Raw genomic sequence first — 23,100 nt, forward strand, 5'->3', positions numbered from 1 at the left:
ATGAACTTTCACGAATACCAGGCAAAGCAGCTTTTTGCCGATTACGGCATCGCGGTGCCCAAGGGCATCGTTGCCCGCACCCCCGAAGAGGCCGTCGCTGCCGCGAAGGCGATCCCGGGCGACCTGTGGGTGGTCAAGGCGCAGATCCACGCCGGCGGCCGCGGCAAGGCCGGCGGCGTCAAGCTGGCGAAGAACTTCGACGAGGTGAAGCAGTACGCGCAGGCGATGCTCGGCTCGAAGATGGCGACCTACCAGACCGCCGGCGTCGAGCTTCCAATCGACACTGTGCTGATCTCGGAAGGCACGGACATCGCGAAGGAGCTGTACCTGTCGGTGCTCGTGGACCGCTCGACCAAGTCGATCACGTTCATCGCGTCGGCCGAAGGCGGCATGGACATCGAGCAGGTCGCCGCCGAGAAGCCCGAGGCGATCCAGACGCTGCACGTGAACTACGTGCAGGGCCTGCAGCCGTACGAGTGCCGCAACCTCGGCTTCGCGCTTGGCCTGACCGCGAAGCAGGTCGGCCAGCTGACCAAGATCATGACCGGCCTGTACCGGCTGTTCGTCGAGAAGGACCTTGCGCTCGTCGAGCTCAACCCGCTCGCGATCCTCACCAACGGCGAGCTCGCCGTGCTCGACGGCAAGATCGATTCCGACGACAACGCCTCGTTCCGTCATCCGGAACTGACCGCGATGCGCGATGTGCGCCAGGAAGACGAGACCGAGGTGTTGGCCAGCCAGCACGACCTCAACTACGTCACGATGGACGGCAACATCGGCTGCATGGTCAATGGCGCCGGCCTCGCGATGGCAACGATGGACGTCATCAAGCTCGAGGGCGGTGAGCCTGCGAACTTCCTCGACGTCGGCGGCGGCGCCACCAAGGAGCGCGTGACCGAGGCGTTCAAGCTGATCCTGTCGTCGGACAAGGTGAAGGCGATCTTCGTGAACATCTTCGGCGGCATCGTCCGCTGCGACATGATCGCCGAGGGCATCATCGCGGCGGTCAAGGAAGTCGACGTCAAGGTGCCGGTGATCGTGCGCCTCGAGGGCACGAACGTCGAAGCCGGCAAGGAACTGCTCAAGAACTCCGGCCTGGCGATCACGCCGGCCGACGACATCAACGACGGCGCGAAGAAGGCCGTCGCGGCCGTCGCCGGCCAGTAAGGAGCACCATCCATGTCCGTTCTGATTAACAAAGACACGAAGGTGATCGTGCAGGGCTTCACCGGCTCGCAGGGCACCTTCCACGCCGAGCAGATGCTCGAGTACGGCACCCAGGTCGTCGGCGGCGTCACGCCCGGCAAGGGCGGCACGCAGCACCTCGGCCTGCCGGTGTTCAACACCGTAGTCGACGCGGTGAGCAAAACCGGCGCCAACGCGTCCGTCATCTACGTGCCGCCGCCGTTCGCGGCCGACGCGATCCTCGAAGCGGCCGATGCCGGCATCAAGGTCATCGTCTGCATCACCGAAGGCATCCCGGTGCTCGACATGCTGCGCGTCAAGAACGTGCTGGCCGGCTACCCGGGCGTCGTGCTCGTCGGTCCGAACTGCCCGGGCGTGATCACGCCGGGCGAGTGCAAGATCGGCATCATGCCGGGGCACATCCACCAGCCTGGCAAGATCGGCATCGTGTCGCGTTCGGGCACGCTGACGTATGAAGCGGTCAAGCAGACCACCGACGTCGGCCTCGGCCAGTCGACCTGCATCGGCATCGGCGGCGATCCGATCAACGGCACGAACTTCATCGACGCGCTGCGCTGGTTCCAGGACGATCCGCAGACCGAAGGCATCATCATGGTCGGCGAGATCGGCGGCAGCGCCGAGGAAGAAGCGGCCGAGTTCATCCGCGAATACGTGACCAAGCCGGTCGTCGGCTTCATCGCAGGTGCGTCGGCGCCGAAGGGCAAGCGCATGGGCCACGCGGGCGCGATCGCCTCGGGCGGCTCGGGCACGGCCGAAGGCAAGTTCGCGGCGATGGAAGCGGCCGGCGTCACCACGGTGAAGTCGCCGGGCGACCTCGGCGCCGCGATCGCGAAGCGCCTCGCGGGCTGATCAACACGCCGCACTGATTCGTTGAAGGCCGCCGCAAGGCGGCCTTCTTCGTTTGGCGCCTGACGCCGACGCGTGTCGGTCTGCAGTGCCCGCGCCGCGGCTGCGCTCGAGTCGCATTGCGTCGCGAATTACCGGACTGCTCACCGCGCGCCGCTAGAATCACCTGCATTCGCCGGCCCGTCGGCCGGCGCAGGATTCCGGCATGACGCAACCGCTCCGCATCGCCCTCGCGCAGTTCGATTTCCCGGTCGGCGCCGTGGCCGACAATGCCGAACGCATCGCCGCGCTGATCCGCGAGGCGCGCGACGAGTACGCGGCCGACCTCGTGCTGTTCCCCGAACTGGCCCTCAGCGGCTACCCGCCCGAAGACCTGCTGCTGCGCCCGTCGTTCCTCGCCGACTGCGACGCGGCGATGCGGCGCATCGCGGCCGAGGCGACCGGCATCGTGGCGATCGTCGGCTGGCCCGAGAGCGCGGGCAGCATTGTCTACAACGCCGCAAGCGTGCTGCGCAACGGCGCGATCGCGCACACGTACCGCAAGCGCGAGCTGCCGAACTACGCGGTGTTCGACGAGCGTCGCTACTTCGAGGTCGACCCGGACCGCGAGGACTGCGTCATCGATGTCGGCGGCGTGCGCGTCGGCGTGCTGGTCTGCGAGGACCTGTGGTTTCCCGAGCCGATGGCGTCGACGGTGCGCGCGGGCGCGGAACTCGTCGCGGTCATCAACGCCTCGCCGTTCGAGCACGACAAGCACGCGCGGCGCGATGCCGTGCTCGCGAACGCCACGCGCAGCACCGGCGCGGCGATCGCGTACGTCAACACCGTCGGCGGGCAGGACGCGGTCGTGTTCGACGGCGCCTCGCTCGTTGCCGACGGCGACGGCACGGTGCATCCGGCCGCGGCCGCGTTCACCGAGCAGTGGCTGATCGTCGAGTTCGACCCGGCCTCACGCCGCTTCGCGCCGCTGCAGTGGGTCGAGGATGGCGACGAAAGCCGCGACGGGCTCGCCTGGCGCGCCGTCGTGCGCGGCACGCGCGATTACTGCCGCAAGAACGGCTTCGACAAGGTCTGGCTCGGCCTGTCGGGCGGCATCGACTCGGCGCTCGTGCTCGCGATTGCGGTCGATGCGCTCGGCGCAGAGAACGTCACCGCCGTGCGCATGCCTTCGCGCTACACGGCCGACCTGTCGAACGACCTGGCCGCCGAGCAGTGCGAGCGGCAGGGCGTGCGGCTGCTGACGCTGCCGATCGAGCGCGCGTTCGAAGGCTTTCTCGACACGCTCGCCGACACCTTCGAAGGCCGCGAACCCGACGTCGCCGAAGAGAACCTGCAGTCGCGCACGCGCGGCGCGCTGATGATGGCGCTGACCAACAAGTTCGGCGGCCTGCTGCTCACGACGGGCAACAAGAGCGAGTACGCGGTCGGCTACGCGACGATCTACGGCGACATGTGCGGCGGCTACGCGCCGCTCAAGGATCTGTACAAGACCGAGGTGTACGCGCTCGCGCGCTGGCGCAACACGGTCGGCGACCCGGTGGTGCCGGCCGGCGTGATCGACCGGGCGCCGTCGGCCGAGCTGCGCGAGAACCAGAAGGACCAGGACTCGCTGCCGCCGTACGACGTGCTCGACGCGATCCTGCATCGCCACATCGACCAGGAGCAGTCGGCCGAGGACATCATCGCGGCCGGCTTCGACCGCGCGACGGTCGAGCGCGTGGCGCGGCTCGTGCGCATCAGCGAGTGGAAGCGCCACCAGGCGGCGCCGGGGCCAAAGGTGTCGCGACGCGCGTTCGGCCGCGAGCGGCGTTATCCGATCACGAGCGGCTATCGCGTCTGAGCCCGTCGGTCCAGGCGCCGGGCAGTGCTGATCCCCAGCGCTACGCGATCGGCACTGCGCTTCCGCTGACCCGGATGCCGCCGCTCTCGCCGATGTCGACGTGCAGCAGGCTGGGTCGGCCCATGTCGACGCCCTGGTGCGCGGTGACGCGCGCGGGCGGCGACACGGCGCCGATCTCGCGCAGGTAGGCGCCGAGCGCGGCGGCCGCTGCGCCGGTCGCCGGATCCTCGATGACGCCACCGATCGGAAATGGATTGCGTGCATGGAACACGTGCGACGACTCGCGCCACAGCAGGGCGAACGTCGTGAGGTCGTGTTCGGCGGATAGCCGGCGCGCGGCCTCGAAGTCGTAGTCGAGCCGGGCCAGACGCTCGCGCGTCCGCACCGCGAGCACTAGATGGCGCGCACCGCCGTAGCCGATGCGCGGCGGCAGCGCCGGGTCGAGATCCTCGCGCGACCAGTGCAGCGCGGCCAGTGCGGCGTCGACCAGGGCGTCGGTTGCAGGCTCGAGATGCGGTTGCACGCTCGTCAGCGTCGCGGTGGCGCGGCTGTTGACGGCGCTCGTTTCGACCTGCACCTCACCGGCGCGCGTGTGGAAGCGCAGCGTCCCGGCGACGCCGCGATCAGCCAGCGCGACGGCCGCGGCGATCGTCGCATGGCCGCAGAACGGCACCTCGGCCTGCGGACTGAAGTAGCGAGCGTCGTATTCGCCGCCGCCGCCGCGCGCGCGCAGGAAGACCGTTTCCGAATAACCGAGACGGGCGGCGATCGCGAGCATTCCCGCCTCGTCGAGGTCGCCCGCATCGGGCACGACACCGGCAGGGTTGCCGCCGTCGGGCGTGTCGGTGAATGCGGAATAGCGCAGCACTTCGAGTGTCATCGCGGACTCCTTGTCGGGATCGACAGCGTAGATCCGGCGTGCCGGTGCGGATCGACCGGTGATGGAATGCTGTGATGCGGTCGATGCAGGCGTGCGTGCAGATGGCTCCGCGCTCGGCGTTCCGGGCCGCGTTTGCCGGCGCGCAAACGAAAACGCCGCCCGGAGGCGGCGTCGTCGGATCACGTCAGTGCGTTGCTCAGTCGTTGTCGAGCGCCGACTTCTCGCCCGCGAACGGGTTGAGCTTGCGCAGGTTGTTCGGGTAGTCCGGCCAGTTGCCCGCGAGGTACGGGTGGTTCGGCGCGGCCTGCTGCAGCTGGTTGCGGGCGCTCGTCGCGAGCGCCTCGTTGCCGAGCCCGGTGTACGCCGCGGCAAGCGTGGCGATCGCATCGGCCTGGTGGCTGCTCTGCGGGTAGGTGTCGAGCAGGTAGCGCGCGCGCTCGGCGGCCGCCACGTAGGCGTCCCGGCGCAGGTAGTACAGCGCCGTCTCGAGTTCGTGCCGCGCGAACATGTCGCGCAACTGGCCCATGCGCTCGCGCGCATCGGCGGCGTAGCGGCTGTTCGGATAGCGGTCGACGACGATCTGGAAATCGTTGTGCGCCTGCATCGGCGTGGCGAGGTCGCGGCGGCTGGCGTCGAGGCGCCACACCTTCTGCAGGAACACCGCGTCGCGGCTGGAATTCGTCAGCCCGCGCAGGTAGTACAGGTACGCGATGTTCTTGTGGGTCGGATAGGTGCGGATGAAGCGGTCGATGCTGCTGATCGCCTCGTCGTGCTTGCCGGCCTTGTACTGCGCGTAGGCGGTCTCGATGAGCGCCTGCTCGGTGTACGACCCGTACGGGTACTGCGCGACGAGCCGCTTGTAGCTCTGCTCGGCGCCGGACCAGTTGCCGTTTTCGAGCGAACGATGCGCCCGCTCGTAGATCGCCTCGACCGGCTGGCCTTCGTCGGCGTCCTCGTCCTTGAACATCTTGCCGAACTGCGCGCAGCCGCCGAGGGCGACCAGCAGCGACAGCGCGGCGCCCGCGCGGAGGACGGCGCCGGCGCGGGCCGGACGCGTATTGGAACGATCGGACATGGCTCGACGGACACCGGAGGCAATGACCGTCGATAATAGCAGTCCCCGGGGCAGCGCCCTGAATCGCCCTTGTCCCGATGACCGATGCGCCGCTGCAAGCCGTGGTTCCCGATTCCAGCGCAGGCCGACGCCTGGATGCGGTCGTGGCCGAACTGTTTCCCGATTATTCGCGTTCGCGCCTGACAGCGTGGATCAAGTCCGGCCACGTGCGCATCGACGGGCGCGAGGTGCGCCCTCGCGACCCCGTGCGCGGCGGCGAGCTCGTGACCGTCAACGTGGTGCTCGAGGTGCAGACGCATTCGGCGCCCGAGGACATCGCGCTCGACGTGCTCTACGAGGACGAGCACGTCATCGTGATCGACAAGCCGGCAGGCCTCGTCGTGCATCCGGGCGCGGGCAACCCCGTCGGCACGCTGGTCAATGCGCTGCTGCACCGCGATCCGTCGCTGGAAATGCTGCCGCGCGCCGGCATCGTGCATCGGCTCGACAAGGAGACGTCGGGCGTCATGGTCGTCGCCCGCACGCTGACGGCGCACACCGCGCTCGTGGAGCAGCTCTCGGCGCGACAGGTGCATCGCCAGTACCTGGCGGTCGTCGTCGGCGCGCTGGTGTCCGGCGGCACCGCGAATGCGCCGATCGACCGCCACCCGCGCGATCGCATCCGCATGGCCGTGCGCGACGACGGCCGCGACGCGGTGACGCACTACCGCCTGCGCGAGCGCTTCCGCGCCCATACGCTGCTCGAATGCCGGCTCGAAACCGGGCGGACGCACCAGATCCGCGTGCACATGCAGCACCTCAAGCATCCGATCGTTGGCGATCCGCTCTACGGCGGACCGCTGAAGCTGCCGCGCGGGGCGACCGCCGAACTCGTCGATGCGTTGCGGGGCTTCCGTCGCCAGGCGCTGCACGCGGAGACGCTCGAGTTCGTGCACCCGGTCAGCGGCGAACCGGTGCGCTGCACCGCGCCCGTGCCGGCCGACATGCAGTCGCTGGTGGGCGCGTTGCGCGCGGATCACCGCGCGGCAGTGGCGGACGGTCGCGCATGACCGAGCCCTGGCTGCGTGCGCAGTGGTCCGCGCCGCGATCGGTGCAGGCGTTTACGACACTGCGCCACGGCGCGGGCCGCTCGCAGCCGCCGTTCGACACGTTCAACCTCGGCAACCGTTATGCCGCTGACGGCGACGTCCCGGCGGCGGTCGAAGCGAACCGGTGCGAGCTCGTCGAGCGGGCGCGGCTGCCCTCGGTCCCGCACTGGCTGAGGCAGGTGCACGGATGCGGCGTGCACCGCGTCGGTGCAACGTTGACCGCCCCGTGTGCGGCGGCGGACGAGCCGCAGGCCGATGCAGCCGTTACCGCCGTGCCCGGCGCCGTGCTTGCGATCCTCACCGCCGACTGCCTGCCGGTGCTGTTGTGCGCGCGGGACGGGCGGGAAGTCGGCGCCGCGCACGCGGGCTGGCGTGGGCTCGCCGACGGGGTGATCGAGGCCACGGTCGCGGCGATGTCGACACCGGCGCATGAGCTGCTCGCGTGGCTCGGCCCGGCGGCGGGGCCGGCGCAGTACGAGGTTGGCGTGGACGTGTTCGACGCATTCGTTGCACCCGACTGGGGCGCGGCCAGTGCGTTTACGAGCACGCGGCCCGGACACTGGCGCGTCGACCTCTACGCGCTCGCGCGGCGTCGTTTGATGTCCGTGGGATTGCCTGCCGACGCGATCAGCGGCGGCGACCGCTGCACGATCGGCGAGCCGGACGCGTTTTTCTCACACCGGCGCGACCGCCGGAGCGGCCGCATCGCATCGCTGGTCTGGATCGACCCGGCCTGAGGCTCAATGAGCCGCGGGGCGCGGATCGTCCGCGCGCTGCAAGGGCCGCTTCGGCAGGGCGCTGACGCCCACTTCCCCGGCGGACTGGCGCCGCCGCTCGCCACCGCTGCCGTCGCTATCGACCGAGTCCAGGTCCGAGTCGCGCAGCGCGTTCAGGAACGTGCGGCGCCATGCGGTGATGTCGTGCGACTGCAGCCGCTGCATCATCGAATTCCAGCGCGCCTGTCGTTCGGCGAGCGGCATGTCGACCGCGGTCGCGAGCGCGTCCGACACGCCCTGCGTGTCGTAGGGGTTCACGATGAGCGCACCGTCGAGCTCGCGCGCTGCGCCCGCGAACGCCGACAGCAGCAGCACGCCCGGATTGTGAGGGTCCTGCGCCGCAACGAACTCCTTCGCGACCAGGTTCATGCCGTCGCGCAACGGCGTCACTAAGCCGACGCGCGCGAGCCGGAAAAAGCCCGACAGCGATGCGTGTGGGTAATTGCGATTCACGTAACGCATCGGCGTCCAGTCCGCGTCCGCGTACGTCCCGTTGATGTGGCCGGTGAGCCGCTCGAGCTCGTGGCGCAGCGTCTGGTACTCGACGACCTCGCCGCGCGATACCGGCGCGATCTGCAGGTAGGTGAGGCGCCCGCGTTGATCGCGGTGCCGTTCCAGATAGTCGCCGTACGCCCGGAAGCGCTCGGGGATGCCCTTGGAATAGTCGAGCCGGTCGACGCCGATCGCAAGCTGCCGCCCCGAGAGACTGTCGCTGAGCCGTCGCACGCTCGCCTTGCCGACCGCATCGGCCGCGAGTTTTGCGATGCGCGCGGTGTCGATGCTGATCGGGAACGCGCCGGCGCGCAGGCGACGGCTGTGCTCGGTCTCCAGCACGCCGTACGCGAGCACGCGCCCGCGGCCGTACAGGCGCACGTAGTCTTGGAAACGCTCGAGGTCGCGCTCGGTCTGGAAGCCGACCAGGTCGTATGACGAGAGGCCTTCGAACAGGCGCGCGTGGTTGGGCAGCGCGGCGAGCAGGTCCGACGAGGGCATCGGCACGTGCAGGAAGAAGCCGAGCTTGCACTTGATGCCGCGCTCGCGCAGCAGCAGGCCGAGCGGGATCAGGTGGTAGTCGTGGATCCAGACGATGTCGTCTTCGCGCAGCAGCGGCGCGAGCGTGTCGGCGAACAGCTGGTTCACGCGCAGGTAGCCTGCGTACGTCTCGCGGCTGTAATCGACGAGATCGACGCGGAAGTGCAGCAGCGGCCACAGCGTGCGGTTCGCAAAGCCGTTGTAGTAATGCGCGTGGTCCTGTTCGGACAGGTCGAGCGTCACGTACTCGATGCCGCGCGCGGTCTGCGTGCGCACCCGTCCAGACTCTTCCGGATCGATGCGGCCGCTCCAGCCGAACCACAGCCCGCCCGTCTCTTCGAGCGCAGCCTGCAGGGCGACGGCCAAGCCGCCCGGGCGGGACTCGTCCGGGACGGCAACACGGTTGGACACAATGACGAGTCGGCTCATGGCGCGGTCACCCCGAGTCGTGGAACGGAAAGCGCATCAACCCGCATGGCGAGGCGTGTCGCGCATCGCGTGCGCCGCAACGCCGCATGCGTGGGCGCAGGTCGGTCGGAGCGCCGCATGCAGGCCTCCACCTCAGGTGGCGTCCTGCCAGGGGCGGCTCAGCCGCATCGCTGCAGTGATGAGGCCCACGTGCGAGTACGTCTGCGGGAAATTGCCCCAGTGCTCGTTGTCCTCGAACGCGAGGTCCTCGCTGAGCAGCCCGAGCGGATTGCGCTTGGCGAGCACGCGTTCGAACAACTCGCGGGCTTCGTCGCAGCGGCCGATCGAGGCGAGCGCATCGATGTACCAGAACGTGCAGATCGTGAAGCTCGTCTCCGGCACGCCGAAGTCGTCGGGCGCCACGTAGCGGAACAGCGCGTCGCCGCGGCGCAGGTCGCGGCCGATCGCGTCGACGGTCGCGACGTAGCGCGGGTCGTGCGGTTCGACGAAGCCCGTGTCGGCGAGCAGCAGCAACGACGCGTCGAGGCGATGGCCGCCGAACGCATCGACGAAGTGCCCGCGCTCGGTGTCGAAGCCCTCCGCACAGATTCGCTCGTGCATCGCGTCCGCGCGCTCGCGCCAGTACTGCGCGCGGTCGCCCAGCCCCAGGTGCACGGCGATCTTCGCGAGGCGGTCGCACGCGGCCCAGCACATGACGGCCGAGTAGGTGTGCGTCTCGGCGCGGCCGCGGAACTCCCAGAGGCCCGCGTCGGGGCGGTCGTACAGCTCGAACGCACGCTCACCGACGGGCTCGAGCCGCGCGAACAGCGACAGCAGGTCCGGCTGGTTGAGGCGCAGGTCGAAGAACAGCTGCGTCGATGCGAGCACCACGCTGCCGTACACGTCGTGCTGGTGCTGCAGCCACGCGAGGTTGCCGCGGCGCACCGGGCCCATGCCGCGGTAGCCAGCCAGCGATTCGACCTCGTCCTCGGCGAGCTCGCGTTCGAAGCCGATGCCGTACAGCGGCTGCAGCAGCCCGTCCGGCGTGGTGAGATTGGACACGTAGCGCAGGTACTCCTCCATCGTGCGCGTCGCGCCGAGGCGGTTGAGCGCGCGCACGACGAACGCGGCGTCGCGCAGCCAGCAGTAGCGGTAATCCCAATTGCGCACCGTGTGCGGCGCTTCGGGGATCGAGGTCGTCATTGCGGCGATGATTGCGCCGGTCTCGTCGTACTGGCAGAGCTTGAGCGTGATCGCACTGCGGATCACCGCGTCCTGCCACTCCAGCGGGATCGACAGCGTGCGCACCCAGTTGCGCCAGTACGTGATCGTCAATTCCTCGGCGCGGCGCGCGAAGGCGCCCACCGATTCGGTCATCGACTCGTCCGGCCCAAGCACCAGGTGCACGTCCTCGCGCACGACGAACGGCACGCCCTCGCGGATCATGCGAACCGGGGCATCTGTGGTGAGCCGCAGCGTAATGTCGGGCAGCACGTAGCGCACGTGGTTGCTGCCCCAGGTCACGTCCGGCTCGGACGCGCCGTAATCGCCGAGCGGGCGCAGCACCACGCGGATGCGCGGCTGGCCGGCGAGCACGCGCACGCGGCGCACGAACATCACCGGACGGAAGAACCGGTCGAACTGGTACCAGCGCGGCGCGAAGTCGACGATCTCGATCGCACCGCCGTGCGCGTCGCGCAGCACCGTGCGCAATACCGCGGTGTTCGCGAGGTAGTGCTGCTCGCAGTCGACGCCGTCGATGAGCTCGATCGCCCAGTCGCCGCCCTGGTGGTGGCGCGGCGAGAGCAGTGAGCAGAACGTCGGGTCGCCGTCGAACGCCGGCACGCAGCCGAACACGAAGCGGCCTTCCGGATCGACGAGTGCGGCGACGGTGCCGTTGCCGATGACGCCAAGGTCGAGGCTGGAAGGTCTCATGCGGCGGCCTCCGAAGACGATGATGAGTTGTGGTTGAAGCGCTCGGCCGCCTCGAGCAGCCAGGCACGCAGGCGCGTGGGGCTGTCGATGCGGGTGCGTGCAGCAGTGGGGGTGCGCGTGCCGACCAGCACCGAGACACCGCCGAGTTCGTTCACCGCCTCGAAGCCATGCTCGTCGGTGAGGTCGTCGCCGATGAACACCGGCGTGCGGCCGCGGAACGTGTCGGTCTCGAGCAGATGGCGGATCGCGCCGCCCTTGTCGTAGCCGTCCGGCCGCAGCTCGAGCACATGATTGCCCGGCTGCAGGTGGTAGTGCGGCAGCGAGTCGAGGGCCTCGTGCGCCAGCGCTTCGAACTCGGGTGCCGCCGCCGCAGCGCCCGAGGCGCGCCAGTGGAACGCGAGCGTTGAACCCTTGTTCTCGACGAGTGCGCCCGGGTGCCGCGAGGCAATCTCCTGCGCGCGCTCGGCGATGCCGTCGAGCGCCTCCGGCGCGTCGTGGAGGTCGGGCGTGGCGCCCGGGCGATCGCGCAACTCGAGACCGTGCAGGCCCGCACCGGGCAGGTGCAACGGTGAGAACAGCGCGTCGAGCTGCGCCAGCGGACGTCCGCTCACGAGCGCGAGCGCGCCGTCGAGCGCATCGCGCAGACGGGCAAGCGCATCGACGAGGTCGTCGGGCACGTGCACGTCATCGGGGCGCGGCGCGAAGTCGAGCAGGCTGCCGTCGACGTCGAGGAACAACGCCCAATCGCGAGCCGGCGCGGGCGGTAGCGGTAAGTCGGTTTGCATCATGCACACAATTCTGAACGCGAGAATGTAAGGACGAGGTGGACGCGTCGCGGTCGCCCAGCATCGCGACGACTGTCGAACCGCGGCAATGACATCCGCGTGCACGTCGCAGCCTTTAAATCGACGCGTGTCAACCGCATGTCGGCGCCATCGCGGGCAGCGGCCCGCCTCGCTTCCGAGAGACCCACATGCGAATGGACAAGCTCACCTCGCGATTCCAGCAAGCGCTCAGCGATGCGCAGTCGCTTGCGGTCGGCCGCGATCACAACCTCATCGAGCCTGTGCACGTGCTCGTCGCGCTGATCGACCAGCAAGGCGGCAGCACGCGGCCGCTGCTTGCACAGGCGGGCGTCAACGTGCCGCTGCTGCGCGAGCGGCTTGGCGAGGCGCTGGAAAAGCTGCCGAAGGTCTCGGGCCAGGCCGGCAACGTGTCGGCCGGCAACGGCTTCGTGCGCTTGCTCAACGTGGCCGACAAGCTCGCGCAGCAGCGTGGCGATGCGTTCATTGCCAGCGAGCTGTTCGTGCTCGCTGCGCTCGACGACGACGGCGACACCGGCCGCGCGCTCAAGGCCGCAGGCGCGTCCAAGCCGAAGCTCGAAGCCGCGATCGACAAGGTGCGCGGCGGCGAAAAAGTGCAGGACGAGAACGCCGAGGACCAGCGTCAGGCGCTCGAGAAATACACGATCGATCTGACCGCACGTGCCGAGAGCGGCAAGCTCGATCCCGTCGTCGGCCGCGACGAGGAAATCCGCCGCACGATTCAGGTGCTCCAGCGCCGCACGAAGAACAACCCGGTGCTGATCGGCGAGCCCGGTGTTGGCAAGACCGCGATCGCCGAAGGCCTTGCGCAGCGCATCGTCAACGGCGAGGTGCCCGAAGGCATCCGCGGCAAGCGCGTGCTCTCGCTCGACATGGGCGCGCTGATCGCGGGCGCGAAGTTCCGTGGCGAGTTCGAGGAGCGCCTCAAGGGCGTGCTCAACGACCTCGCGAAGAACGAAGGCCAGGTGATCCTGTTCATCGACGAGCTGCACACGATGGTCGGCGCCGGCAAAGCCGAGGGTGCGATGGATGCCGGCAACATGCTCAAGCCTGCGCTCGCGCGCGGCGAGCTGCATTGCATCGGCGCGACCACGCTCGACGAGTACCGCAAGTACGTCGAGAAGGACGCCGCGCTCGAGCGCCGCTTCCAGAAGGTGTTCGTCGGCGAGCCGAGCGTGGAAGACACGATCGCGATCCTGCGCGGCCTGAAAGAACGCTACGCAGTGCACCACGGCGTCGAGATCACCGACCCCGCGATCGTCGCGGCGGCCACACTCAGCAACCGCTACATCGCCGACCGCCAGTTGCCCGACAAGGCGATCGACCTCATGGACGAGGCGGCGAGCCGCATCCGCATGGAGATCGACTCCAAGCCCGAAGAGCTAGACCGCAAGGAGCGTCGCCTCATCCAGCTCAAGATCCAGCGCGAGGCGCTCAAGAAGGAGAAGGACGAGGCATCGAAGCAGCGGCTGGCCGACCTGCAGAACGAGATCGGCACGCTCGAGCGCGAGTTCAACGATCTCGACGAAGTCTGGAAGGCCGAGAAGGCGAGCGTGCAGGGCACGACCAAGCTCAAGGAGCAGCTCGAGGCCGCGCGCATCGAATTGGAAGCCGCGCAGCGCCAGCAGGATTACGCGCGCATGAGCGAGATCCAGTACGGCCGCATCCCCGAGCTCGAAAAGCAGCTCGCTGCGGCGCAGGAAGCCGAGACGAAGGGCTTCACGCTGCTGCAGGACAAGGTGACCGCCGAAGAGATCGCAGAGGTCGTCTCGCGCTGGACCGGCATTCCGGTCAACAAGATGCTCGAAGGCGAGCGCGAGAAGTTGCTCAAGATGGAAGATCAGCTGCACGCGCGCGTCGTCGGTCAGGATGAGGCGATCAACGTCGTGTCTGATGCGGTGCGTCGCTCGCGCGCAGGTCTGAGTGATCCGAACCGTCCGAGCGGCTCGTTCCTGTTTCTCGGCCCGACCGGCGTCGGCAAGACCGAGCTGTGCAAGGCGCTTGCGGAGTTCCTGTTCGACTCGAGCGATGCGATGGTGCGCATCGACATGAGCGAGTTCATGGAAAAGCATGCCGTGAGCCGCCTCGTCGGCGCGCCTCCGGGCTATGTGGGCTACGAGGAAGGCGGGTATCTCACCGAGGCCGTGCGTCGCCGCCCGTACAGCGTGATCCTGCTCGACGAGGTCGAAAAAGCGCATCCCGACGTGTTCAACATCCTGCTGCAGGTGCTCGACGACGGCCGCCTCACCGACGGCCAGGGCCGTACGGTGGATTTCCGCAACACAGTCATCGTGATGACGAGCAACCTCGGCAGCCAGATGATCCAAGAGATGGGCGGCGATGACTCTCCACAGGCCTATACGCAGATGAAGGCCGCGGTGATGGGCGTGGTGCAGGCGCACTTCCGGCCGGAGTTCATCAACCGGCTCGACGACATCGTTGTCTTCCATCCGCTGGACAAGGCGGAGATTCGCGAAATTGCGAAGATCCAGCTGCGTGGGCTCGATAAGCGCCTTGCCGAGCGTGGGCTCAAGCTCGAGTTGACGGACGAGGCGCTTACGCTGCTCGCCAACGTCGGCTTTGGTCCCGTGTACGGCGCGCGCCCGCTCAAGCGAGCCATCCAGCAGCAGCTGGAGAACCCGCTCGCGCAGCGCATCCTCGCCGGCGCGTTCACGAGTGGCGAAACCGTGCGGGTCGAGGCTGAGGACGGCCAGCTCGCGTTCCACGCGGGCTGACGGCCTTGATGCACACCGGTGGAAGCTGGCGTGCGGCGTTGAACCCGCAGGGCGAACGCGTCATTTCATGCGCGTCGCGCCCCTCGTTGTTTGCGGTGGGTTGGGCGCGTGTGGCAGCGCCTTGATCCAGGCGGAGCGGGCCGGCTTACACCGGCCGTCGGCGGCGGGATGGGGCCGGAACCGGGGCGCCCGCGTGGACTCAGTCAATCGAGTCCAGCAGACGCTGCAGCCCCGTGCTCGCGGGCATCGCCCAGTGCTCATCGACGAGCGGCGTGACGCCGCTGCGCTGTGGGTTGATCTCGAGCACGGGCTTGCCCATCTCGCGGGCGACCAGCGGCAGCGAAGCAGCCGGCTGCACCATGCCCGACGTGCCGACGACCACGACGCGGTCGCAGGCGGCGATTGCGCCCAGGCCGGCCTCCCATTCGGCTTCCGGCAGCGCTTCGCCAAACCACACCACATCCGGCCGGAACGCGCCGCCGCAGACCGTGCAGGCCGGCGGGGTCTCATGAGCGCCGCCTTCGGGCGGATCGAGCGCCAGGGTGATCGGATCCGGCTCGGCGCGTGCGCTGCAATCGATGCAGCGCGAGCGCAGCAACTCGCCGTGCAGGTGCCTCACCTCCGTGCTGCCCGCGCGCTCGTGCAGGTCGTCCACGTTCTGGGTGACCACATCGACGCGATGGCCGCGCCGCGCGAGTTCGGCGATGCCCCGATGGCCCGCGTTCGGTTGCACCTGCAGCAGCTGCCAGGCGCGCCACCGGTACCAGCCCCAGACCAGCGCGGGATCACGGCGGAAGGCCTGCGGGGTGGCGAGGGTCTCGGCGTCGAAGCGCCCCCACAGGCCGGTCAGGCCGTCGCGGAACGTGGGCACGCCGCTCTCGGCGGACATGCCCGCACCCGTGAGAAAAACGAAATGTGTGGCCATTGCGCGCTCCCGTGCCTGCTGCCCGTCGCGGGCCCTCGCGGACCGCGGTGCAAGAGGTAAGCATGGCGGCCCGGTTGCCGAGGCCGCGTTACGCCGCCGCAACCGCATCCGCGGCCTCATCCAGATGACGCATGCTCATGACGCCGGGCGGCCGGGGCCCGGGCCGTGCTGCTAACATGCGCGCCGCCTGAGGTGACTGCCGGCTGAGGCCGGCGGTTGAAACGGGAATCCGGTGCGTCGCCTGCCTGCAGGCGGCCATTCCGGAGCTGCCCCCGCAACGGTAGGCGAGCAAAGCACCTGCACGAAGCCACTGTGCATCCGCACGGGAAGGCGCCGGTGTTGAAGGTCATGTGCCTTCGCTCGCGAGCCCGGAGACCGGCCACAGGTTCGCATCGACTCGCGGAGGGCGAGGTCGTGGGGGTTCGTGCAGTCATTGCATGCCGCCACGCCCGGCCGTGCCGTCGTCGACCTTCAACGACGCCGTGCGGAAGGGCACGGCCAAGGAGCATCGCAATGCAGTCCCGTCTCCCGGTCCCGTTCCGGGCCGCCGCCGTGCCGTCGGCGCTCGCCGTCGCGCTTTCCGCATTGATCGCTCCGGCCCATGCGGCCCCGGATGCGACCGACCTCGACGAAGTCGTCGTCACCGCCACGCGCACGGCGCGGACTCAGGACCAGACCCTCGCGTCGGTCACCGTGATCGACCGCGAGCAGATCGAGCGCCTGCAGCCGCTGTCGCTGCCCGACCTGCTGCGCGGCCTGCCGGGCATTTCGATCGCGAACAATGGCGGCCCGGGCAAGGCGACTTCGCTGTTCCTGCGGGGCACCGAGTCCGACCACACGCTGGTGCTCATCGACGGCCTGCGGCTGGGCTCGGCGACGACCGGCGGCGCCTCGCTGCAGGACATCCCTGTCGATCAGATCGAGCGCATCGAGATCGTGCGCGGGCCGTTCTCGAGCCTGTACGGGGCGGATGCGATTGGCGGTGTGATCCAGATCTTTACGCGGCGCCCGCAAACCGGCTTCGCGCCGAACGCGAGCGTCAGCGTGGGCAGTTTCGACACCCTGCACGCGAGCGCCGGCATTGCCGGGCGCAGCGATGCGGGCTGGTACTCGCTGCAGGCCGCACACGTCGGCACCGAGGGCATCAATGCGATGCGCACGGATCTCTCCGCTGACCTCGACGGCTACTACAACGATTCGCTGTCGCTGCGCGTCGGCACCCGCGTCGCGGAGGCCTGGACGCTCGAGGCCCATGCGCTGCAGGCCAACACGCGCAACGAGTACGACGGGTCGTTCAACAACCTCACGAAGGGCGAACAGCGGGTCGTCGGCGGCCGCGCGCGCTTCTCGCCTTCTGCCGCCTTCGCGCTCACATTCCAGCTCGGTCGCACCGCCGATCTCAGCGACAACTTCGGCGATTTCTCGACCACGTTCGATACCGTGCGTGAGCTGGGTTCGGTGCAGGCCGATATCGGCATCGAGCCGGGTCTGCTGACGCTGGGCGCTGACTGGCGCAGCGACGAGGTGGCCACGGGACCGGAGCAGGAGCCCTACGATGTGACCCAGCGCATTACGCGCGGCGCATTTGCGCAGTGGCAGCAGGAGTTCGGGGCGCATGCGCTGCAGCTCAATGCCCGTCATGACGACGATACGCAGTTCGGCGGACACACCACCGGCAGCGCGTTGTGGGGCTGGGAGCTTACCGACAGCCTGCGTTTGACTGCGAGCGCAGGCACCGCGTTCAAGGCGCCTACGTTCAACGAACTGTACTTCCCGAACTACGGCAATCCTCGGTTGGCGCCTGAAGCATCGCGCAGCGTGGAGCTGGGCCTGCGTGGCCACCACGACAGCATGAACTGGGGGCTGAGTGCGTTTGAAACCCGCGTTGACGATTTGATCGCCTACGACGCGACCCTGACCGATGACGATCATCCCTTTGGCCAGCCCAACAACATCGAAGAAGCACGCATCCGTGGTGCCGAGGCGACATTCGACGTCGACGTCTCCGGCTGGCTCGTGCGCGCCAATGCGACGTGGGTTGACCCGCGCAACGAAGTCGGGCGCAACGCCGGCAGGCTGCTGCCGCGCCGCGCGCGCGTGACCGGGCGTCTCGACCTCGATCGCGCGTTCGGTGATTTCACGGCGGGCCTGAGCGTGAGCGGCGCGGGCGAGCGCTACGACGACGTCGCGAATCGCAATCGCCTTGGCGGGTACGGCCTGGTCGATCTGCGCCTGGGCTACGTCATCAATCCGGCCTGGAGCGTGCAGGTCACGGCCGGTAACGTGTTCGACCGCGCGTACGAAACCGCCCGGTTCTACAACCAACCCGGCCGCCACTACCTGTTCACCGTGCGCTATCGTCCGGCCCGGTAACCCGAAGGGATGACTCAAATGCCGCCATCGTCCGCCCAGGCGTTTTCTGCTTCGTCGCGCAGGCAGGCCGTCGTTTTCGCTGCGCTGGCCGCGCTGATGATCGCCACGCGCGTGCACCACTTCGGCAACGCGCTGCACCTGCCGGATGCGTCGATGGCGGTGTTCTTCCTCGCCGGCCTGTCCCTGCAGGGCCAGGCCGGCGGCATGCGCTCGCACCTGCCGTTTTTCGGGCTGGTCACGCTCGCCGGCGTGGTGGACTGGGCCTCGATCACCTATGCCGGGGTGAGCGATTTCTGCGTCACCGTGACCTATTCGTTCCTGCTGCCGGCTTACGCCGTGCTCTGGTACGGCGGCCGGTGGGCGGCCCGGCGCTTCGGGACGGACGCGACCGGCATGGCGGCGCGGGCGGGCGTTGCGCTCGCGAGCGCTGCCGGCTCGTTCCTGATTTCCAACGGCGCTTTCTACTGGTTCGGCGGGCGCTACCCCGATCCGCATCTGGCCCAGTACCTGGAGCGGCTGTGGCAATGGGGGCCGCTGTTCGTGAAGACGACGATGGCTTATGTACTCGTGGCGCTGGTGCTGCATGCACTGGCGCTCGCACTCACGCGGACGCGGTTGTTCGGCCGCGCAGCAGGCGCCTGAAATGACGACGATCGACGCTGCACTGCGCCCCCTTCATACCGCCCACGCCGGCGCGGCCTCCCATGCGCGCACGCTGGTCATCGGTGCATCGCTCGCGCTGTTGATGGCGGCGACGCGCGGCCAGCACTTCGCGAGCATCGACGCGCTGCCGAGCGCATCGTGGGCGGTATTTTTCCTCGCCGGCGCGCTGCTGCCGTCGCGCTGGGGATTCGCCGCGTTCTTCGCGCTGGCGACCGTGCTCGACATCTCCGGCCTTGCGGCTGGCACGGTGGCCGACTGGTGCATGTCGCCGGCGTACTGGGTGATGCTGCCGGCCTACGCCGCGCTGTGGTTTGGCGGACGCAGGTACGCACGCATGCACCGCGACGCGTGGAACACGGTGCCGCGCCTGGCCCTCGTGCTCGTGGCGACTGCCGCGGTCACGTATGCGATCTCGAAGGGCGGCTTCTACTTCCTGTCCGGTCAGTACCCCGATGGCACGCTCGCGGGCTTCCTTGCGCGCGTGCCGCAGTACTTCCCGGCGTCGCTCGGCACGCTAGCGGGCTACGCTGCAGTGGGCCTGGGGTTGGATGCTCTGGTGCGCACGATGCGGACGCGCGGCTCGCGCGCATGAGCCGCGGCAGCGAACGCCTCGGGATCACCGAGGACGAGCACTACCGCGAGCGCGCGCAGCGCAAGAAAGAGCTGATCGACCGCCGCATCGCGCGCGCCACGATCGAGCGCGGCGTGGTCGTGGTCAACACCGGGAACGGCAAAGGCAAGAGCTCGTCGGGCTTCGGGATGCTCGCGCGCTCGCTGGGCCACGGGCTGCACTGCGGCGTCGTGCAGTTCATCAAGGGCAGTTTTTCGACCGGCGAGGAAGCGTTCTTCCGCCGTTTCGATGACCTCGTCGATTACCACGTGATGGGCGAGGGCTACACCTGGGAGACGCAGGACCGTGAGCGCGACATCGCGGCGGCATCCGCGGCGTGGGCGGTGGCCCGCGGAATGCTCGAAAACCCCGACCTCGATTTCGTCCTGCTCGACGAGCTCAACATCGCCCTGACCAAGGGCTACGTCGTGCTCGACGACGTGCTCGCGGCGCTCGCCGCGCGGCCGGAGCGCCAGCACGTGGTCATCACCGGGCGCGGTGCGCCCGATGCGCTGGTCGAGGCGGCCGACACGGTGACCGAGATGCGTGTGGTCAAGCACGCGTTCAAAGCCGGCATCAAGGCGCAGAAAGGCATCGAGCTGTAAGCGTGGACGCGGTTCGCCACTGCCCGGCACTGCTCGTGTCCGCCCCGGCATCGGGACAGGGCAAGACCAGCGTGACCGCTGCCCTTGCGCGGTGGCACCGCAATCAGGGTCGCCGCGTGCGGGTGTTCAAGACCGGGCCGGATTTTCTGGATCCGCTGTTGCTGGCCCGTGCGAACGGCGGCGAACCCGCCTACCAGCTCGACCTGTGGATGACCGGCGAGGCCGACGTGCGTTCGCGCCTGTTTGATGCGGCCGGCGATGCCGACCTGATCCTCGTCGAAGGCGTAATGGGCCTGTTCGATGGTGATCCTTCGAGCGCCGATCTTGCAACGCGGCTGGGGCTACCGGTGCTCGCGGTGATCGACGGCTCGGCGATGGCGCAGACGTTCGGCGCGCTCGCGCTCGGCCTGGCGCGCTACCGTGAGGACCTGTCGATGTTCGGCGTCGCCGCGAACCGTATCGGCAGTGCACGTCATGCCGGCATGCTGCGCGAGAGCCTGCCGGCCGAGCTGAGTTGGTTCGGCGCACTGCCGCGTGATCCGGCGCTGGTGCTGCCCGAGCGCCACCTGGGGCTGGTCGTCGCGGACGAGCTCGGCGACATCGATACACGCCTGGACGCGCTGGCCGACGCCTGGGCGCAGCATGCGTCGACCGCGCTGCCCCCGCCCTCGGTGTTCGAGCCCGCCATCCGCCCCACGCCCAATACCGACCTGCGCGGCGTGCGCATTGCGATCGCGCGCGATGCCGCGTTCTGCTTCCTGTACCCCGCCAACCTCGACCTGCTGCGCGAGGCCGGCGCTGAGCTGCGCTTCTTCTCGCCGCTGGCCGGCGATTCGCTGCCCGAATGCGAGGCAATCTGGCTGCCGGGCGGCTACCCAGAACTGCACCTGTCGCTGCTGAGCCAACACAAAGATCTGCACGCCACGCTGCGCGCGCACCGCGATGCCGGCAAGCCCTTGCTCGCCGAATGCGGCGGCCTGCTCTACGCGCTCGACAGCCTCGCCGACCGCGACGGCGAGCGCTTTGCGATGGCCGGGCTCGTGGCGGGTGATGCGGCAATGCAGGCGCGCTTCGTCGCGCTGGGCATGCAGGAGGTCGATCTGCCTGAAGGCGTGTTGCGTGGCCACACCTTCCACTACGGTCGCGCCGATATCGCCGTCGCGCCGCTCACCGTCGCACGCAACCCGAACGGCGGCGGCACGGAGGCCGTTTACCGCGACCGCCGCCTGACCGCGAGCTTCGTGCACCTGTATTTCCCGTCCGGCCCCGACGCGGCGCTGGCGCTGTTCCGCCCGTGATGGCGGCGCTCGCTGCGCTCGCCGCCGTGTTGCTCGATGCCTGGCTCGGCGAGCCGCGGCGCGGGCATCCGCTGGTGGCCTTCGGCCGGCTGGTCAAGGCGATCGAGGCGCGTCTGTACGCGGATCGGCGCGGCCGCGGCGTGCTCGCGTGGGCGCTGGCGGTGCTGCCGATCACGCTGCTTGCCGCCGGGGCGATGTGGGCCGCGCGCGATGCATCGCCGCTGCTGGCCGCCGCGCTGTCGGCGGGGGTGCTGTACCTCGCGATCGGCCATCAAAGCCTGCACGAACACGCGCGCCCGGTGGCCGATGCACTGGATGCCGGCCGGCTCGACGACGCGCGCGCGGCCGTCGGCCGCATGGTCAGCCGCGACACCGCTGCGCTCGACGCGTCGCAGGTGGCCGCGGCTGCGACCGAATCGGTGCTCGAAAACGGCAACGACGCGGTGTTCGCCGCGCTGTTCTGGTTCGCGCTGCTCGGCGCGCCGGGCGCGGTGCTGTACCGGCTCGCAAACACACTGGATGCGATGTGGGGTTATCGCACGCCCCGCTATAAGCGCTTCGGCTGGGCGGCCGCGCGCATCGACGACGTCCTCAACTGGGTGCCGGCGCGCCTGACGGCGGCGAGCTACGCCCTGCTCGGTCAGACCGCGCGCGCGTGGCGGTGCTGGCGTTCGCAAGCGCCGCTGTGGGACAGCCCGAATGCAGGGCCGGTGATGGCGGCCGGCGCGGGTGCGCTCGGCACGCGGCTCGGCGGCGCGGCGCCGTATCACGGGGTCTGGGAGGACCGGCCGGTCCTGGGCGAGGGCGACGCTGCGAGCGCCGCCAGCGTGAGGCGTGCGCTGTCGTTGGTGAGGCGCAGCGTTGCCCTGTGGATCTCGGTTGGGTTGGTGATCGCCGCATTTCGGGAGCTCGCGTGATGCTCGAACACGGCGGCCGCCTGCTGCGCGCGGCGCAACGCTACGGCATCCCTGTAGGGGATTGGCTGGACCTGTCCACGGGCGTGAGCCCATTCCCATGGCCGGTGCCCGAGGTGCCTGCCACAGCCTGGCACCGCCTGCCGGAGGACGAGGACGGGCTGGTCGAGGCGGCGCGCACGTACTACGGCGCCCCGCACCTGCTCCCGGTCGCCGGCTCGCAGGCGGCGATCCAGGCGCTGCCCGAGTTGCGCGCGAAATGTCGCGTCGGCGTGCTCTCGCCCGGCTACGCCGAGCACGCGCACGCCTGGCGCCGCACCGGCCACGAAGTCACGCTCGCATCAGCCGATGCGTTGCTCGCCGATAGCGCGGGCTTTGATGTCATCGTGCTGATCCACCCGAACAATCCCGCCGGCGATACGTTCGATCCCGATGCGCTGCTGCGCCTGTCTGCGCACCTGGCATCGCGTGGCGGCTGGCTGGTCGTCGATGAGGCGTTCATCGACGCCACCCCCGAGCGCAGCCTGGCCGCGATGAGCGACCGCGATGGCCTGATCGTGCTGCGCTCGGTCGGCAAGTTCTTCGGCATGGCCGGCGCACGCGCGGGCTTCGTCTGCGCGCAGCCATCGGTGCTGGAGCCCCTGCGGCAGCGCCTGGGGCCGTGGACGCTGCCCGGGCCGACGCGCTACGCGCTGCGGCAGGCGTTCGCCGATCGTGATTGGCACGCCGCCATGCGCAAACGGCTGCACGAGGTGAGCGCGCGCCTGACCGACGTGCTTACGTCCCACGGCCTTGAGCCGACCGCGGGCTCGGCGTTCTTCCAGTGGCGGCTGGACAGTCGTGCCCGGGCGCTGCACGAGGCGCTCGCACAGCGGGGCATCCTGACGCGCCTGTTCGAGACCCCGGCGAGTCTGCGATTTGGCCTGCCCGCGAGCGATGCCGAGCTGGCGCGGCTGGACGACGCGCTGGTGCAGATCGTGGGCGACGTGGCGCGTCTACCGCGAACGCAGAGCCAAGCCGATGACGCGGCTGACATCGTCATTCCCGCACACGGCAATGCAGAGCCT

16 protein-coding genes, 3 pseudogenes and 1 riboswitch are annotated in these 23,100 nt (G+C 69.2%); of the genes and pseudogenes, 13 read left to right on the top strand and 6 right to left on the bottom strand.

Annotation, left to right across the window (positions count from 1 at the left end; translation table 11 throughout):
* From sucC to IE075_RS08990, 3 genes are all read left to right on the top strand, one after another.
* Positions 1 to 1,167, top strand: a complete 1,167-nt coding sequence (gene sucC / locus IE075_RS08980; protein WP_189455584.1) for an ADP-forming succinate--CoA ligase subunit beta — start codon at positions 1 to 3, stop codon at positions 1,165 to 1,167.
* A 12-nt stretch (positions 1,168 to 1,179) separates the two neighbouring features.
* The gene (gene sucD / locus IE075_RS08985) at positions 1,180 to 2,055 is read left to right on the top strand and encodes a succinate--CoA ligase subunit alpha (protein ID WP_189455586.1); all 876 of its coding nucleotides are present in this window, start codon (positions 1,180 to 1,182) and stop codon (positions 2,053 to 2,055) included.
* A gap of 202 nt (positions 2,056 to 2,257) precedes the next feature.
* Positions 2,258 to 3,892: an NAD+ synthase gene (locus IE075_RS08990; protein ID WP_189455588.1), complete on the top strand. Its 1,635-nt coding sequence runs from the start codon at positions 2,258 to 2,260 to the stop codon at positions 3,890 to 3,892.
* A 40-nt stretch (positions 3,893 to 3,932) separates the two neighbouring features.
* Here the strand turns inward: IE075_RS08990 and IE075_RS08995 are convergent, their stop codons facing one another.
* Positions 3,933 to 4,772, bottom strand: a complete 840-nt coding sequence (locus IE075_RS08995) for a PhzF family phenazine biosynthesis protein (RefSeq protein ID WP_189455590.1) — start codon at positions 4,770 to 4,772, stop codon at positions 3,933 to 3,935.
* A 196-nt stretch (positions 4,773 to 4,968) separates the two neighbouring features.
* Entirely contained in the window at positions 4,969 to 5,847 is an 879-nt protein-coding gene (locus tag IE075_RS09000; RefSeq protein ID WP_189455592.1) for an outer membrane protein assembly factor BamD, read from the bottom strand.
* A 77-nt stretch (positions 5,848 to 5,924) separates the two neighbouring features.
* On the opposite strand from IE075_RS09000, the gene rluD reads away from it, so the two are divergent.
* Positions 5,925 to 6,896, top strand: a complete 972-nt coding sequence (gene rluD, locus IE075_RS09005) for a 23S rRNA pseudouridine(1911/1915/1917) synthase RluD (RefSeq protein ID WP_189455594.1) — start codon at positions 5,925 to 5,927, stop codon at positions 6,894 to 6,896.
* Positions 6,893 to 7,672 carry a peptidoglycan editing factor PgeF gene (pgeF, locus tag IE075_RS09010; protein WP_189455596.1) on the top strand — a complete coding sequence of 260 codons (780 nt, stop codon included), beginning with the start codon at positions 6,893 to 6,895 and terminating at the stop codon, positions 7,670 to 7,672. The genes rluD and pgeF overlap by 4 nt, the downstream gene beginning before the upstream one ends.
* 138 nt (positions 7,673 to 7,810) lie before the next feature.
* Here the strand turns inward: pgeF and otsA are convergent.
* The 3 genes and pseudogenes from otsA to otsB all read right to left on the bottom strand — a co-directional run.
* A pseudogene (gene otsA, locus IE075_RS09015) lies at positions 7,811 to 9,172 on the bottom strand (alpha,alpha-trehalose-phosphate synthase (UDP-forming)); the annotation flags it as partial.
* 132 nt (positions 9,173 to 9,304) lie between these two features.
* The gene (locus IE075_RS09020) at positions 9,305 to 11,086 is read right to left on the bottom strand and encodes a glycoside hydrolase family 15 protein (RefSeq protein ID WP_189455600.1); all 1,782 of its coding nucleotides are present in this window, start codon (positions 11,084 to 11,086) and stop codon (positions 9,305 to 9,307) included.
* Positions 11,083 to 11,874, bottom strand: coding sequence for a trehalose-phosphatase (gene otsB / locus IE075_RS09025; protein WP_189455608.1), 792 nt, complete (start codon positions 11,872 to 11,874; stop codon positions 11,083 to 11,085). The genes IE075_RS09020 and otsB overlap by 4 nt, the downstream gene beginning before the upstream one ends.
* A 185-nt stretch (positions 11,875 to 12,059) precedes the next feature.
* Between otsB and clpB the strand changes: the two genes are divergently transcribed.
* Positions 12,060 to 14,645: an ATP-dependent chaperone ClpB gene (gene clpB, locus IE075_RS09030; RefSeq protein WP_189455609.1), complete on the top strand. Its 2,586-nt coding sequence runs from the start codon at positions 12,060 to 12,062 to the stop codon at positions 14,643 to 14,645.
* A gap of 199 nt (positions 14,646 to 14,844) precedes the next feature.
* Here the strand turns inward: clpB and IE075_RS09035 are convergent, their stop codons facing one another.
* Positions 14,845 to 15,570, bottom strand: a complete 726-nt coding sequence (locus IE075_RS09035; RefSeq protein ID WP_189455611.1) for an SIR2 family NAD-dependent protein deacylase — start codon at positions 15,568 to 15,570, stop codon at positions 14,845 to 14,847.
* Positions 15,571 to 15,742: 172 nt separating this feature from the next.
* Positions 15,743 to 15,968: riboswitch (cobalamin riboswitch) on the top strand.
* A gap of 115 nt (positions 15,969 to 16,083) precedes the next feature.
* Here IE075_RS09035 and btuB point away from each other — a divergent pair.
* From btuB to cobD, 7 genes and pseudogenes are all read left to right on the top strand, one after another.
* Entirely contained in the window at positions 16,084 to 17,943 is a 1,860-nt protein-coding gene (btuB, locus tag IE075_RS09040) for a TonB-dependent vitamin B12 receptor (RefSeq protein ID WP_189455613.1), read from the top strand.
* Positions 17,944 to 18,039: 96 nt separating this feature from the next.
* Positions 18,040 to 18,538, top strand: a pseudogene (locus IE075_RS09045) (hypothetical protein); the annotation flags it as partial.
* A gap of 48 nt (positions 18,539 to 18,586) precedes the next feature.
* Positions 18,587 to 19,198 carry a hypothetical protein gene (locus IE075_RS09050; protein ID WP_189455617.1) on the top strand — a complete coding sequence of 204 codons (612 nt, stop codon included), beginning with the start codon at positions 18,587 to 18,589 and terminating at the stop codon, positions 19,196 to 19,198.
* Positions 19,195 to 19,821 (top strand): cob(I)yrinic acid a,c-diamide adenosyltransferase, encoded by a 627-nt coding sequence (gene cobO / locus IE075_RS09055; RefSeq protein ID WP_189455619.1) that lies wholly within the window; start codon positions 19,195 to 19,197, stop codon positions 19,819 to 19,821. The genes IE075_RS09050 and cobO overlap by 4 nt, the downstream gene beginning before the upstream one ends.
* 2 nt (positions 19,822 to 19,823) lie before the next feature.
* On the top strand, positions 19,824 to 21,119 hold the full coding sequence (locus IE075_RS09060; protein WP_189455621.1) for a cobyrinic acid a,c-diamide synthase CobB: 1,296 nt from the start codon (positions 19,824 to 19,826) through the stop codon (positions 21,117 to 21,119).
* A complete protein-coding gene (gene cbiB / locus IE075_RS09065) occupies positions 21,119 to 22,036 on the top strand; it encodes an adenosylcobinamide-phosphate synthase CbiB (RefSeq protein WP_189455623.1) in 918 nt (305 codons plus the stop codon). The genes IE075_RS09060 and cbiB overlap by 1 nt, the downstream gene beginning before the upstream one ends.
* A pseudogene (gene cobD / locus IE075_RS15650) lies at positions 22,036 to 23,013 on the top strand (threonine-phosphate decarboxylase CobD); the annotation flags it as partial. The gene cbiB and the pseudogene cobD, both read left to right, overlap by 1 nt.
* Positions 23,014 to 23,100 lie beyond the last annotated feature (87 nt).

Source organism: Cognatilysobacter bugurensis (genome assembly GCF_014652095.1).
Classification (GTDB): Bacteria; Pseudomonadota; Gammaproteobacteria; order Xanthomonadales; family Xanthomonadaceae; genus Cognatilysobacter; species Cognatilysobacter bugurensis.

Bases quoted from the DNA above. Each gene is read 5' to 3' on its own strand.
- sucC (WP_189455584.1), top strand. From the start codon at position 1: ATGAACTTTCACGAATACCAGGCAAAGCAGCTTTTTGCCGATTACGGC.
- sucD (WP_189455586.1), top strand. From the start codon at position 1,180: ATGTCCGTTCTGATTAACAAAGACACGAAGGTGATCGTGCAGGGCTTC.
- IE075_RS08990 (WP_189455588.1), top strand. From the start codon at position 2,258: ATGACGCAACCGCTCCGCATCGCCCTCGCGCAGTTCGATTTCCCGGTC.
- IE075_RS08995 (WP_189455590.1), bottom strand. From the start codon at position 4,772: ATGACACTCGAAGTGCTGCGCTATTCCGCATTCACCGACACGCCCGAC.
- IE075_RS09000 (WP_189455592.1), bottom strand. From the start codon at position 5,847: ATGTCCGATCGTTCCAATACGCGTCCGGCCCGCGCCGGCGCCGTCCTC.
- rluD (WP_189455594.1), top strand. From the start codon at position 5,925: ATGACCGATGCGCCGCTGCAAGCCGTGGTTCCCGATTCCAGCGCAGGC.
- pgeF (WP_189455596.1), top strand. From the start codon at position 6,893: ATGACCGAGCCCTGGCTGCGTGCGCAGTGGTCCGCGCCGCGATCGGTG.
- IE075_RS09020 (WP_189455600.1), bottom strand. From the start codon at position 11,086: ATGAGACCTTCCAGCCTCGACCTTGGCGTCATCGGCAACGGCACCGTC.
- otsB (WP_189455608.1), bottom strand. From the start codon at position 11,874: ATGATGCAAACCGACTTACCGCTACCGCCCGCGCCGGCTCGCGATTGG.
- clpB (WP_189455609.1), top strand. From the start codon at position 12,060: ATGCGAATGGACAAGCTCACCTCGCGATTCCAGCAAGCGCTCAGCGAT.
- IE075_RS09035 (WP_189455611.1), bottom strand. From the start codon at position 15,570: ATGGCCACACATTTCGTTTTTCTCACGGGTGCGGGCATGTCCGCCGAG.
- btuB (WP_189455613.1), top strand. From the start codon at position 16,084: ATGCAGTCCCGTCTCCCGGTCCCGTTCCGGGCCGCCGCCGTGCCGTCG.
- IE075_RS09050 (WP_189455617.1), top strand. From the start codon at position 18,587: ATGACGACGATCGACGCTGCACTGCGCCCCCTTCATACCGCCCACGCC.
- cobO (WP_189455619.1), top strand. From the start codon at position 19,195: ATGAGCCGCGGCAGCGAACGCCTCGGGATCACCGAGGACGAGCACTAC.
- cbiB (WP_189455623.1), top strand. From the start codon at position 21,119: ATGGCGGCGCTCGCTGCGCTCGCCGCCGTGTTGCTCGATGCCTGGCTC.